Here is a 12,875-nt window from a genome sequence, read left to right on the forward strand (position 1 = left end):
GAACCAGCTCCACTGGGTCCGCGACGTCACCTACGACGAGGACCACCACCGCGCCCGGACAGGAAACGCACCCCAGGTCATGGCCAGCCTCCGCAACCTCGCGATCACCATCCTGCGCCTGACCGGAGCCGGCAACATCGCCCACGCCCTACGCCACCACGCCCGCCACCCCGAACGACCACTCGAAACGATCAAGAAAGTCAGTTGCTAACAAGCAACTTTGCCGGCGCCCTGCCTCGACAGCAGCGTCGATATCCGGCCACGGGTACACCAGATGGACACCGAGAAGTCGGGCGGGAGCGTAGAAGCAGTACTCAGTCGCGAACCGGTTGTGCGCGCGAGCGCCTGCCGCGCGAAGCTCGGGCGACACCACGTCGTGGCGAGACCCGAAGAAGGGCGGCTGCGAGATGGGGCCGTTGTGGTGCAGGATCTCGGCGACTCCCCCGTCCGCCTCCGTCTCGCGCAAACGGCGGGCAGGGTCCATCCCGCCATCTCACCGCCACCGCGGATCGCTCCCCGTGTGTCGACGACGTCCAGGTCCGAATCAGGGAACGGGTAGCCGACGAGACCCATCATCTCGTGGAATCGGGTGAGATAACTTAGGTAGATTTCGTCGTACTGCCGATACTTCGGGTCGAGGTACTCGAGGTACTCGCGACCCGGCAGGCCAATGTGCGAATCCGACGAGGTGACAATCACCGGATTGATGTTCTCGAGCGCTTGACGTCGGGACTCTACGGCTCGGATGTCGAAAGACGAACCGTATTTGTCGTCCATTGTTGCTCCTCAGTCTGACCGTCGCGGATGGTGCTCGACGAGCCCGAGGCCCGAGATGGGAGCGCCTACACTGCTCGAGGTGGGCGATCCGCTCGAATATGCCCGGACACTCCGGCGAACGATACTCTTGAGGTCAACTATTTGACAACAGAGGAAAATCTTTACGTCCACAGCACGGTGGACCACGCGGCGAACCTGCGGATCAAGACCCCTGCACCGTGACGGCCCTGGCCCGCTCTAGCCCTCGGCGAGGAGCTTGCGCAAGGTCGGCATGACCGTCTCCCCGAATGCCTGGATCTGCACGGCGACCTCCTCGGGCGACACCCCCGGCATGTGCGGTCGCAGGTTGATACAGGTCAACGAGGCCTCTTTCATCGTGTGAGCGAGCTGCTCAGCTATGGCGTCCGGGTCGCCGCTGTCGATGTCGGCCACATTCCCGCCGCGGGCCGTCCCCGCCGTCCGGTAGACCGAGTCGAGTGCCTCGACGACATGCGCGGGGGGCTTACCGACCCACACGCGCCGCATCCACCACAGCGGACCGGTCTGGCCGGCGTCGTGGTAATAGGAGACGGTCCGCTTGACCTTCTCCAGGTCGCCGCCGAGAGCCAGCCCGAAGCCAGCGCGAACGGCCCGGTCGACTGCCGGGCGACTCTGGGCCGCGCTCACCACCGGAACCCGTTCGAGGCAACCCTCGCCGATCGCCCAGTCCTCAGCCATGGGGCCGTCGGCGCGCATGCACTCGGACAGAACCTGGAGCTGGGCGCCGAAGTCCTTGAAGCGGTTCTCGAACGAGCGGCCGAAGAACTCGAAGTCCGTCACGCGGTTGCCCGGCGCGAGCCCCAGGCCGACCCGCCCGGGGAACCGGGCCGACATCCAAGCGACCTGCTCGGCCACGACCCTCGGGTCGGTGAGGGTCAACAGCATCGGCGAGGCGCCGGACCAGATGCGGCTGGTCTCCGACAGTATCCAGTTGGCGACGGTCAGCGGCTGGGGTGCGTACATCGGCATGCCCACGTGGTGCTCGCTGATCGTGACGCCGTCGAACCCGACCTTCTCGGCCAGGACCGCCTCGCCGATCATCTGGTCGATCTTCGCGGCCGTGGTGCCGGCCTCGCCGAGATGGAGTCCCAGCGAGATGGACTTGCCGTGGAAAGGTCGCGTGGTGGTAGTCATCGACATCCTCCCTGTGGGTAGACCCTGGGCCGGCACGGCAGAACGCAGCGGTCAGCTGGGCCCGCGAGGTCGGCGCGGTGCGGACCGGACGGCCCCCGGCCGGCGGCCCGCGTGCTGATGGTCGACCGACCACCGCTACACCAATACTCTAGCAATGAACTATACATGGGTCAGTAGCTTGGTGTGACAGGCGCCAGCCGGACGGGGGAACAAGCAGTGCCATTCTTCGAGCGGGACACCGTGCGGATCTACTTCCAGGACACCGGGGAGGGCTACCCCCTTCTGATCATCCCGGGCGGCGGCCTCAATTCGACCATCTCGTTCCTCACACGGGAAGCGCCCTTCGATCCGATCCAGGAGCTGTCGGGAGAGTACCGGTGCATCTCGGCGGACCTGCGCAATGCCATCGGCGGCCGGTCGAGAGGTCCACTCGACGGCGATCGCCCCTGGGATTCCTACACCGACGACCATCTGGCGCTGATGGACCACCTGGGCATCGAGCAGTTCGCGGTGGCCGGCTTCTGCATCGGAGGCCCGCTCATCTGGAACCTGCTGCGACGGGCGTCCGAACGCGTCGTCGCCGCCGTCTTCGTTCAGCCGAGCGGATCGCGCCCCGAGGACCGACGGTTCTTCTACGACATGTACGCGAGCACCTGGGGGCCGAAGACGGCCGAGCTTCGCGACGACGTGACCCCGGAGGCGGCCGACCAGTTCCTCGCGCGGATGTACCTGACCGACCCCGACTTCGTCTTCACTGTGAGTCGCGAATTCGTGCGCCGATGCCAGACGCCGCTGCTGATTCTTCCCGACGACATACCCGCTCACCCGTACGCCGTCGCCATGGAGTGCGCCATGCTCGCCCCGAGGTCCGAGGCGAGCCTGTATCCCTGGATCGAGCCGAGTGAGCGGGTGCCCCTCGCGGTGCGCCAGATCCGCTCGTTCCTCCGGGCGCACCGCGTCGAATCCGTGCCGTCGGGTTGAGGCGCCCGCCCGGAGGTGTCATCACAGCGGCGGCCCGGCGACCGGGTCCCGGATCAGGCGACGGGCGCGCGCACCATGCCGATCAGGCGTTCCAGGACGATCTCCTCCGCCTCACGCACGATGCGCCTCACCAGGTCGGCGCATGTCGGGATATCACGGATGAGCCCCTGCACCATGCCGGCGGACCAGATGCCGTGGTCGAGGTCGCCCGTCTCGTAGACACGTACTCCTCGGACTCCGGCGACCAGCTCGCGGATGTCCTCGAACTGGGCGCCCTCGCCGAGGCGCTTGACGACCTCACGGGAGACGGCGTTGTCCGCGACCCGGGCGGTGTTACGCAGCTGTCGGAAGATCAGCTGGGTGGACAGCTCGTCGGCCTCGACCAGACGCTCCTTCACGTTCTGGTGGATCTCCGACTCCACGGTGCACATGAAACGGGTACCCATGTTGACACCGTCGGCGCCCAGCGCGAGCGCGGCGGCCAGTCCTCGGCCGTCGGCGAACCCACCGGAGGCCAGGAACGGGATGTCGATGGCGTCGGCGGCGGCCGGGATCAGCACCAGGCCTGGGATGTCGTCCTCACCGGGGTGACCGGCGCACTCGAACCCGTCGATCGACAGGGCGTCGACCCCGAGCGCCTGGGCCTTGAGGCCGTGACGCACCGAGGTGCACTTGTGGATCACCTTGATCCCGCGGGCTTTGAAGTGCTCCAGATGCACCGCAGGACTCGATCCGGCAGTCTCGACGAAGGGCACCCCCTCGTCGATGATCACCTGGCGGTACTCGACGTACGGCGGCGGGCTGATAGTCGGGAGGATCGTCAGATTCACGCCGAACGGCTTGTCGGTGAGCTCACGGCATCGCCGAATCTCTTGCCGGAGATGCTCGGGCGTCCGCTGCGTCAACGCCGTGAGGAATCCCAGACCTCCGGCCTCGACCACCGCCGCGACCAGCGGCGCTCGCCCGACCCACTGCATGCCGCCTTGGGCCACCGGGTGCTCGACGCCGAACAGCTCGGTGAACCTCGTCCTCATACGCCACTCCTCAGTTGTCGGCACTCCCGCATACCCGTGATAGACAGGACCGTCACTCGCGGCAACGCGGGGGCCCTTGCCGCGTGGGCCAATAAAAGTCTAGCCTTAGACTATCGATCACGCGAGCACAATAGTAGGGCGTCCGGCGTGGCACGGGTCCGCACTCGGCTCGCGGGAGGGGCGTGAGTGCCGGCCCCCCAGGTCCGCCCGTCGAGGTCGGTCGCCCGCGATCAGGGCCTACCGCATCCAGACGTACCGACCGCGGCGGTGCAGGCGCGGCACCACGGAAGCACTCACCAGGGAGGCACAGCATGGCCCAGACATCCAGGGACGCGCTCCACGAGGTGGTTCTCCGCGAGCTCACCGACGGCGTTCTCACCGTCACGATCAATCGGCCCGATCGCAAGAATGCAGCAAACGACGTCGTCTGGGCGGGCCTCCGAGATGCGTTCCAGGACGCCAAGGACGACCCCGCGGTCCGCGCCGTCATCCTCACCGGTGCCGGCGGCGCCTTTTGCTCGGGCGCCGACCTCGAACAGGGTGCCGGCGCCGGACACCCACTGACCCAGATGAACTGGGTCAACCAGACGGCCGTGGCGCTGCACGAGCTCCCGAAGCCGATCGTCGCGAAGGTCCGCGGAGTCGCAGTCGGCGCCGGGTGGAACCTCGCGCTGGGCTGCGACCTGGTCGTCGCCGCCAAGGACGCCCGCTTCTCGCAGATCTTCACGAAACGTGGGCTTTCGATCGACTTCGGCGGGTCGTGGTTACTGCCGAGGATGGTCGGCATGCAGCAGGCGAAGCGGCTGACGTTCCTGGCCGAGATGGTCTCCGCTGAAGAGGCGGCCGCGCTGAACCTCGTGACCTATGTCGTCGAGCCGGACGAGCTCGACGGGTTCACCACGGACCTGGGCCGCAGGTTGGCCCAGGCGCCGCCGATCGCCATCGCGGAGTCGAAGGCCCTGCTCCACGGAGGAGTGAACTCGACCCTACGGGAGGCACTCGACCACGAGGCGCGCTCTCAGACGATCCAGTTCGCGTCAGCCGACGGACCAGCCGCTCTCGCCGCGTTCCTGGAGAAGCGCGAGCCCGTCTTCACCGGTGAATGGATCGCGCGATGACCGTGGAAGGGACCAGCGCACCGGCGATGCTCACAGAGATCGCATACGCGATCGAGGACGGCATCGCGACTGTGACGCTCGACCGTCCCGACCGGCTCAACGCCTTCACCGAGGTCATGGCCGGCGAGCTGAGTGCGGCCTTCGACGCTGCCGATGCCGACGATGACGTCCGCGTCGTCGTCGTCACGGGTCGGGGACGAGGATTCTGCGCGGGCGCGGACCTGAATCGGCCCAGCTCCGCGTTCGACGACTCCCCAGCGCAGGACGCTGTTCCTGCGACGTTCGGCACCATCGGTGGCGTGCCGCGTGACGGCGGCGGAACCGTCGCCCTGGCCGTGGCCCGCTGCCGCAAGCCGGTCATCGCGGCGATCAACGGACCCGCTGTGGGCGTCGGCGCGACCATGACGTTGCCGATGGACATCCGCCTGGGGTCCGCGACCGCGAAGTTCGGGTTCGTCTTCGCTCGTCGCGGACTCGTCCCCGAGGCGGCGTCGAGCTGGTTCCTCCCGCGGATCGTCGGCATCTCGCGTGCTCTGGAGTGGGTCACGACGGGTCGCGTCTTCGATGCGAAGGAGGCCCTCGCCGGCGGCTTGATCTCGAAGGTCCTACCCCCGGAAGATCTCCTCCCGCACGCCGTGGCCATCGCCCGTGAGATCGCCGACAACACGTCGGCGGTCTCGGTGGCGTTGAGCAAGCAGATGCTCTGGGCGATGCTCGACGCGGACACCCCGTGGGAGGCTCACCGCCTCGACTCGGCCGCGCTGCACGACCTGTCCGGGAGTGCCGACCTCGTGGAGGGAGTCCAGTCGTTCATCGAGAAGCGAGCACCTTCCTTCCCGAACCGGGTCAGTTCGGACTATCCCGACGTTCTTAGCCGCTGGCCCGTGCGACCCGAGGACCTGATCTGAGCCGGAGGACCTGACAGCACGCCCCAACAGGGCGTCCCGTCAGCGGATCTCGTACCCCCGATTGTCGTTCCCTCAAGGAGAGCCAGTGTGAGCGACGCCCCCATTCCCACCGTCGACTCGTCACGCGCAGCACTGCTCGTGATGGACATGCAGCCGTCCGTCCTCACGGACGTCCCCGACTCCGATGCAGTCCTCGCCAAGATCGCGCGCGCCATCGCGGTTGCCCGGGACGCGGGCGTACAGGTTGGCTTCGTCCGCGTTGGCTTCGACGATGCCGACTACGCGCGGATCCCGGCGACCAACAAGGCGTTCGGCCCGCTGGCCGACATGGTCGGCACACTGCACGCCGACAGTCCCGAGACCGCGATCCACCAGCAACTTGCTCCCCGACCCGAGGACATCGTCGTTCGCAAGACCCGGGTCGGCGCGTTCTCCACCACCGACCTCGACCGGCGGCTGCGCGACCGGAGCATCGACACTGTCATCCTGTCGGGAGTGCATACCAGCGGCGTCGTCCTGTCGACCGTGCGCGATGCCGCGGATCGCGACTACGCCGTCCTCGTCCTCGAGGACGGCGTCGCCGACCCCGACCCGCAGCTCCACAGTCTGCTCACCGGCAGCGTCTTCGCGGGTCAGGCGTACGTCATCCCCACGCACGGCCTCGCCCGGGTGCTCACGCCTGGGTATCCCGAACGTCCGACCCGAGGGACTGGGCCACAGCGGCGGCGAGGGCGTTGACCATGTGCCGGGCGCCGTCGCGAGGCGAGAGCAAAGCCGTCTTCGCCGAGCGCCAGTCGTCGGACGACTGGTACCCGTCGAGCCATTGTCGTACAACCTCGAGCGCCCGGGTCCGGGAGACCGTCGTCAGCTGCCCGTCAGCGTGACGTTCCCACGTCGACGGCTCGCCGATGTACGCACGGCGCGCGTCGGCGACCTCGAGCAGGTCGTCGACGCCCGTCCTGTCCGTGGCCACGGTCCTCAGGACCGTGGGTTGCCACCCGTCGCGCCGCGGCGCATGGTGAATGAGCGACTCGAGATCTGCCTGCAGGCTGTGGGCACCGTCGCGATCCGCTTTGTTGATCACGTACAGGTCTGCGACCTCGAGAAGCCCGGCCTTCAGGGACTGGACGACATCGCCGGCGCCCGGGTTGAGGACCACGACCGTGGAGTCGACGGTCCCGTTGATGTCGACCTCACCCTGCCCTACTCCGACGGACTCCACCAGGACCCAGTCGTAGGCCACGCTCAGCAAGGCGACGGCGTCGGCCGCCGCACCGGCGAGCCCCCCGGCTGCGTTGCGCGAGGCCATCGACCGGATGAACACTCCGTCGTCAAGGTTGTGCTCACGCATACGGAAGCGATCCCCCAGGACCGAGCCGCCCGAGAGCGGCGACGAGGGGTCGATCGCCAGCACCCCGACGGTCGCACCACGCTGACGCAAGGCCCGCACAACCGCCCCGATCAGGGTTGACTTGCCGGCACCAGGTGGCCCAGTGAAGCCGAGCGTACCGGACCGCCGGTGCTCCCAGGCCAGTCGGGACAGCGTCAGAGCCGTAGCGTCGCCGGACTCCAGCAGCGTCAGAGCACGGCTCAAGCCCCCGACGTCACCGCCCCTGACACGCTGGAAGGCCTCCTCCGCGACCTGGGCGGACAATCCCCACCCCACGTTCCCCACGACGACGTCAGAACGTCGGCGAATCGAAGCGGCCGAGGACCTGCACCAGCGCCTCGGTCATCTCGCCCATGGTGGCGTCAACCCGCACACAGTCCATCAGGGGTGGGATGACGTTCTCGCCTTGCTCGGTCGCCGTACTGAGCACCGCCAGCGCCTGCTCGACCGCCGCGCTGTCGCGTCGTTCGCGCACTGCCTGAACGCGGGCGATCTGCCGGTCCCGGGTCCTGGGGTCGTACTCGAACAGCTCGATCGGCGCCTCGTGCTCGGGGACGAACATGTTTACCCCGATCACCACGTCCTCACCGGACTCGATCCGCCGTGCCCAAGCGTAGCTCTGTCGGGCGATCTCCCGCGCCAGAGCGCCGGACTCGATCGACGCCACCGCCCCGCCCCAGCTCTCGATCTCGGCCATGTGCTCCTTGATCTTCGCCTCGATCTCGTCCGTCAGCGTCTCGACATAGTAGGAACCACCCAGCGGGTCGACGACATCGGTGACGCCGGTCTCGTAGGCCACGAGTGCCGAGACAAGGTTGCACAGCTCGGTGCTCTCCTCGGTGGGGATCGCGTAGGCCTCGTCGTAGGCCGGCACCGACACCATCTGGCTCCCGCCCAAGGCCATGGTGAGGGCGTGGTAGGCGATCCGCGCGATGTTCAGGAGCGGGTGTGCCCGCGTGAGGCTGGTGCCCGACCCGCCGCCGCCGCTGTACTTGAACTGCATGGTCCGGGTCTTCTCGGCCCCGAAACGGTCACGGGCCAGGTAGGCCCACAGTCGACGGGCGGCGCGCTGCTGGCAGATGTTCTCGAAGAACTCCATGTCCCCGTACAGGTTGAACGTCATGTTCGCGCCGAAGTCGTCGATGTGGTATCCGCGACGCTTCATCTCCTCGATGTACTCGACCGCGTTCACGAACGAGGCCGCCAGCGCGAACGCGCTGGTCGCGCCGGCCTCCTTGATGTGCACCTGGTTGAAGGTGATGGCGTTGAACTTCGGGGTGTGCTTCCGCGCGAACTCGACGACGTCGCACGCGAGACGCACGGCGGGCTGCGGGGGGAACACGAAGTTGCCCCGAGCTACGAACTCCTTGAGCGGGTCGTTCTGGATGGTGCCGCGGAGGACCTCCCACGGGATCCCACGCCGCTCGGCGAGAACGAGGTGCATCGCGTAGATGATCGGAGCAGGTGCGTTGATGGTGAAGTTCACGCCCGCACCGGCGATGTCGATCTCGTCGAACATGGCCGTGTAGTCGTCCATCGTGCTGATGGCGACCCCCACGCGCCCGACGTCGAACTCGACCTTCGGGTGGTCGGGGTCGTAACCCAACTGGGTGGGCAGGTCGAAGGCCACACTCAGTGCGTTGTAGCCCGCCGCGATCTGGCGGCGGAACATCCCGTTCGTCTCCTCGCTCGTGCCGGCGCCGGAGTACTTCCGGAACGACCAGAGGTGAGTGCGGTACATCGTCGGATGAATGCCGCGGGTGAACGGGAAGCCGCCGGGCTCTCCGAGATCTTTCGACTCGTCGAAGTCCTGGAGGTCGTCACCCCGGTAGACCGGCTTGATCTCGATCCCGGAGCACACCGACGCCGCCGGTACCTCGTAGGTCTGCCCACCGATCTCGTACTGCGCCGACTCGGTGGCCCGACGCACCACCTGGTGACGCCGCGTCTGCCGCTGGGTTGACGTTCGCTCAGTCGTCATCTGTGCTCCTTGGTCCCGAGCCCACCGAGCGCTGGCGCTTCTTGTCGTCTCGCCCGGCCCGGGGGTGTCCTGAAATCGGCTCTGGCGCATATTCGGTGGTGACGTTCAGTGATCGCGTGGTGAGACGCCGCTTGCGTCTACTTTGTCCTGGTTGAGGCTTTCCAGCGCAGCGCGGCGGCGCCTGCCGGACCTCGCGAACGTCTGTGAGGTGGCCGATTTCGACCGCTTTGACCTCCACGACCGGCGCTAACGCACCGTTACCACCGAATGTGCGCCAGAGCCCTGAAATCGGTAGCTGGCGGGATGCCGCGACGGCCGGACGGATCCCGTACCCGGGGCCGCAATCGCATCCCAGCGTCATCGGGATCGTGGGCAGCGGCGGTGCACCAGATCGCTCACGAGCAGGACGCGTGGTGCTCGCAGGAGCGCCCAGTGGTCGTCACGCGATCACTTCGCGCTTGCGGCCAGCGGACTCGACGAACTCCACGATCGAGTCGATCGACGACTCGACGGGGAACACGCCGTCCACTCCCATGCCGAGTAGAACGTCGACATCGGGACCGAGGATGATCCCCCCGACCACCAGTGCCGGGCTGGCCCCGCGCTTCTCGAACTCGGACAACACCCGCCGCGCGATCTCAACGGGACCGCCGGCCATGATGCTGAGGCCGACGACATCGACGTCCTCCTGTTGCGCCACGGCGGCGATCTCTTCCGGCGTCCAGTGGAGGCCGGTGTAGATCACCTCCATGCCGGCGTCGCGGAGCGCCAGTGTCAGAACCTTCGCTCCACGGTCATGCCCGTCGAGGCCCGGCTTCGCCATCAGAACCCTCACTGGCCGTGCAGACATCAGGTACTCCCTTACTGCTCTGCTCTCCTCGCGCGCGGCGGTTCCAGCCTAGTACCCAACCAGCAATTGGTCTACATCTCGACTATCTGGCGAGCACCCAGAAGGGGGGCCTTCCTACGAAGGGTCCGACCGGCCCTCGGTCGGCGCCGCTGCGGCAGACACGCCCCGCAGCCAGATGACGCCGGTTCCCGCCAATTCAAGACTTCCCTTGTCTGATCTTCACCTAAAGTCTAGCCTGCGACTGTCGGATGGTGTAGCAACTGGGAGCTGCCGGCTCGCGCCGTCGAAGGGCCCCGTTGCGCCAGAGGTCCACACCGGGGGTCCATATGGGTTTGCTGCACTGACGTCCAGGGTGCGTCGGTCCATGTAGCCTCCGCGTTCGGCTGTCACGGATAGGCCGAGCCTCACAGCTGCGAGGGAAGAAGCGATGTCTGTCGTTCATCAGTCCGTGTGCCGGACCTGCCAGATCTACTGCCCAACCCTCGTGACGGTCGACGACGGTCGGATCACCAAGGTCACGGGGGACCCGACAGTTGAGCTGTACCAGGGCTACACGTGCGTGAAGGGGCGCAACTCGAAGAACCTGTACGGGCACGCCGATCGCCTGACCCATCCGCTGAAGCGGATGCCGAACGGTGAGTTCGAGCGCATCTCGCTCGACGACGCGCTGTCGGAGATCGCCGAGCGGCTACAGGAGCTGCGACAGCAGCACGGCAACGACTCTGTGGCCATGTACTGGGGCAACCACCTGCCCGAGGACCACCCCTCGAACATGGCGATGGCCGAGGCATTCATGGCTGCGATCGACGCGCCGCAGGCCTACAACGTGCTGACTATAGACCAGCCAGGTAAGGCCATCTCCACGGCCCTCCACGGCGTGTGGATGGCACCGGAGGGACACAAACTCGAGCCCGACGTCGTCATGGTGGTCGGTTGCAACCCGCTGGTCAGCCACCAGCACCAGGCCGGACCGCCCGCCGACTTCATCCGGGACCTCAGTCGCCGCAACGGCCAGCTGATTGTGATCGACCCGCGTCGGACCGAGACCGCGAAGCGCGCGGCGATCCACCTCGCCCCCAAGCCGGGCGAGGACGTCGCGATCCTGGCCGGCATGTTACGGGTGGTCTTCGAGGAGGACCTGTGGGACCGCGAGTTCGTCGCGGAGAACGTCGACGGGGTCGAGGCGCTGCGGGCCGCGGTCGCGCCGTTCACCCCTGACGTGGTCGCCCGACGCGCCGACATCGACGCCGTTGAGCTCGTCCGGGCGGCGCGTCTGTTTGGTAGCGCGGGACGCGGCTACGTGATCGCCGGCACCGGTCCCAGCATGAGCGGATGGTCGACCCTGGTCGAATACCTTGTCAAGTGCCTCGACACTGTGACCGGCCACCACCTGCGGGACGGCGAGCCGCTGGTCAGTCCCATCTCCTTCCTGCCCTACGCCCAGCCGAAGGCGCAGGCGCTGGCTCCCTGGCCTGCCTTCACCGAGAGCGACCAGATGCGGGTGCGCGGACTCGTCCGCTCCGCCGCTGGCCGGCCGACGGCGGCACTGCCCGACGAGATCCTCACCCCCGGCGAGGGCCAGGTCCGGGCCTTGCTGAGCATCGGTGGCAACCCCGCGACGAGCTGGCCCGACCAGCTAAAGACGGTGAAGGCGCTGCGCTCCCTGGACCTTCTGGTCCACGTGGACGTGCAGATGACCACGACGGCCCGGCTGGCCGACTACGTACTCCCCACCACGTTGCCCTACGAAGTCCCGGGAACAAACGCGCTGGCCGACTTCCTCCCCCTCTTCAACTCCGTGTGGGGCTTCGCGAAGCCGTTCGCCCGCTACACCCCGCCTGTCGTGCAGCGTCCGGCCGACTCCGACCTGGCAGAGATGTGGCAGATCCTCTTCCGGCTCGCCGGCAAGGTGGGCGTCGGACTGGAGGTCTACCCCGGCGTTGGCAAGGAGGGCGCGGCGCCCGGCACGGAGCCGGTCAAGCTCGACATGTCGGCCGAGCCCACGAGCGAGGAGATGCTCGACCTGACCTTCGCCGGTAGCCGGGTCCCGCTCGAGGAGATTCGGGCGACGCCTGGCGGCGTGACCCGCGAGGACCACAACGTCGTGGTCGCCGCCAAGGACCCCGGCTGGACCGGACGCCTCGATGTGGGCAACCCCCTTATGGTGGGTCACCTGAACGAGGTCGCCACCGGACAGTCCGACGCGCTGGACGACCCGCGGTTCCCGTTCCGGGTCACCTCGCGCCGGCTGCGGCACGTCTGGAACACCCCGACCTACGCGATCCCGGCCGACTACCCGACCTACAACCCCCTCTACATACACCCCGCCGACATGGCCGAGCTGGGCATCGAGGCCGGCGACCTGGTCGAGGTCCGCTCGGAACGGGCCTCGGTACGCGCCATCGCCGACGCCGACGACACGCTGCGACGCAAGATCGTGTCGCTCTCCCACGGTTTCGGCGGTCTCCCAGACGAGGACGAGGACCCGGCCAGGGGTGCGAGCATCGGCCGCCTACTGGCCAACGACCGGGTGTTCGAGCGGTACTCGGGTCAGCCGCTGATGAGCAACATCCCCGTCGCGCTCGTGCCCCTCGCGGAATGTGCCACCTCCACCAGCGACCTGGACGCGGCCGACTGCGCTCCGGCCGCCCACTAGCGCGCCA

The 12,875-nt window shown here is 67.5% G+C and carries 11 protein-coding genes and 1 pseudogene; 6 read left to right on the forward strand and 6 right to left on the reverse strand.

Going from position 1 to position 12,875, the window contains the following annotated elements; genetic code table 11:
* Positions 1 to 211: pseudogene (locus BCD48_RS12760) on the forward strand (ISAs1 family transposase); the annotation flags it as partial.
* Here the strand turns inward: BCD48_RS12760 and BCD48_RS50620 are convergent.
* Entirely contained in the window at positions 208 to 777 is a 570-nt protein-coding gene (locus BCD48_RS50620) for a hypothetical protein (protein ID WP_131803958.1), read from the reverse strand. The pseudogene BCD48_RS12760 and the gene BCD48_RS50620 overlap by 4 nt on opposite strands.
* Positions 778 to 1,014: 237 nt before the next feature.
* Positions 1,015 to 1,950, reverse strand: coding sequence for an LLM class flavin-dependent oxidoreductase (locus BCD48_RS12765; RefSeq protein ID WP_071048581.1), 936 nt, complete (start codon positions 1,948 to 1,950; stop codon positions 1,015 to 1,017).
* Between the two features lie 216 nt (positions 1,951 to 2,166).
* Between BCD48_RS12765 and BCD48_RS12770 the strand changes: the two genes are divergently transcribed.
* Positions 2,167 to 2,931: an alpha/beta fold hydrolase gene (locus tag BCD48_RS12770; RefSeq protein WP_071048582.1), complete on the forward strand. Its 765-nt coding sequence runs from the start codon at positions 2,167 to 2,169 to the stop codon at positions 2,929 to 2,931.
* Between the two features lie 53 nt (positions 2,932 to 2,984).
* Here the strand turns inward: BCD48_RS12770 and BCD48_RS12775 are convergent, their stop codons facing one another.
* Positions 2,985 to 3,965, reverse strand: coding sequence for an NAD(P)H-dependent flavin oxidoreductase (locus tag BCD48_RS12775; protein ID WP_071048583.1), 981 nt, complete (start codon positions 3,963 to 3,965; stop codon positions 2,985 to 2,987).
* A gap of 311 nt (positions 3,966 to 4,276) precedes the next feature.
* Here BCD48_RS12775 and BCD48_RS12780 point away from each other — a divergent pair, with 311 nt between their 5' ends.
* The 3 genes from BCD48_RS12780 (at position 4,277) to BCD48_RS12790 (ending at position 6,729) form a co-directional block, all read left to right on the forward strand.
* A complete protein-coding gene (locus tag BCD48_RS12780) occupies positions 4,277 to 5,083 on the forward strand; it encodes an enoyl-CoA hydratase/isomerase family protein (protein WP_071048584.1) in 807 nt (268 codons plus the stop codon).
* Entirely contained in the window at positions 5,080 to 5,991 is a 912-nt protein-coding gene (locus BCD48_RS12785) for an enoyl-CoA hydratase-related protein (RefSeq protein WP_241841684.1), read from the forward strand. Before BCD48_RS12780 ends, BCD48_RS12785 begins: the two co-directional genes overlap by 4 nt.
* An 87-nt stretch (positions 5,992 to 6,078) precedes the next feature.
* The gene (locus tag BCD48_RS12790; RefSeq protein WP_071048585.1) at positions 6,079 to 6,729 is read left to right on the forward strand and encodes a cysteine hydrolase family protein; all 651 of its coding nucleotides are present in this window, start codon (positions 6,079 to 6,081) and stop codon (positions 6,727 to 6,729) included.
* Here the strand turns inward: BCD48_RS12790 and meaB are convergent.
* The 3 genes from meaB to BCD48_RS12805 form a co-directional block, all read right to left on the reverse strand.
* A complete protein-coding gene (gene meaB / locus BCD48_RS12795) occupies positions 6,665 to 7,666 on the reverse strand; it encodes a methylmalonyl Co-A mutase-associated GTPase MeaB (protein WP_349308013.1) in 1,002 nt (333 codons plus the stop codon). The two genes, BCD48_RS12790 and meaB, sit on opposite strands and share 65 nt — an antisense overlap.
* 7 nt (positions 7,667 to 7,673) lie before the next feature.
* Positions 7,674 to 9,362 (reverse strand): acyl-CoA mutase large subunit family protein, encoded by a 1,689-nt coding sequence (locus tag BCD48_RS12800; RefSeq protein ID WP_157910484.1) that lies wholly within the window; start codon positions 9,360 to 9,362, stop codon positions 7,674 to 7,676.
* 439 nt (positions 9,363 to 9,801) lie between these two features.
* Positions 9,802 to 10,212: a cobalamin B12-binding domain-containing protein gene (locus BCD48_RS12805; protein WP_071048587.1), complete on the reverse strand. Its 411-nt coding sequence runs from the start codon at positions 10,210 to 10,212 to the stop codon at positions 9,802 to 9,804.
* Between the two features lie 427 nt (positions 10,213 to 10,639).
* Here BCD48_RS12805 and BCD48_RS12810 point away from each other — a divergent pair, with 427 nt between their 5' ends.
* Entirely contained in the window at positions 10,640 to 12,868 is a 2,229-nt protein-coding gene (locus BCD48_RS12810) for a molybdopterin-containing oxidoreductase family protein (RefSeq protein ID WP_071048588.1), read from the forward strand.
* Positions 12,869 to 12,875 lie beyond the last annotated feature (7 nt).

Source organism: Pseudofrankia coriaricola, from assembly GCF_001854805.1.
GTDB lineage: Bacteria > Actinomycetota > Actinomycetes > Frankiales > Frankiaceae > Pseudofrankia.

Coding starts and splice junctions, on each gene's coding strand:
- BCD48_RS12800 (WP_157910484.1), bottom strand. CDS start 9,362: ATGACGACTGAGCGAACGTCAACCCAGCGGCAGACGCGGCGTCACCAG.
- BCD48_RS12775 (WP_071048583.1), bottom strand. CDS start 3,965: ATGAGGACGAGGTTCACCGAGCTGTTCGGCGTCGAGCACCCGGTGGCC.
- BCD48_RS12805 (WP_071048587.1), bottom strand. CDS start 10,212: ATGTCTGCACGGCCAGTGAGGGTTCTGATGGCGAAGCCGGGCCTCGAC.
- BCD48_RS12780 (WP_071048584.1), top strand. CDS start 4,277: ATGGCCCAGACATCCAGGGACGCGCTCCACGAGGTGGTTCTCCGCGAG.
- BCD48_RS12810 (WP_071048588.1), top strand. CDS start 10,640: ATGTCTGTCGTTCATCAGTCCGTGTGCCGGACCTGCCAGATCTACTGC.
- BCD48_RS12765 (WP_071048581.1), bottom strand. CDS start 1,950: ATGACTACCACCACGCGACCTTTCCACGGCAAGTCCATCTCGCTGGGA.
- BCD48_RS50620 (WP_131803958.1), bottom strand. CDS start 777: ATGGACGACAAATACGGTTCGTCTTTCGACATCCGAGCCGTAGAGTCC.
- BCD48_RS12785 (WP_241841684.1), top strand. CDS start 5,080: ATGACCGTGGAAGGGACCAGCGCACCGGCGATGCTCACAGAGATCGCA.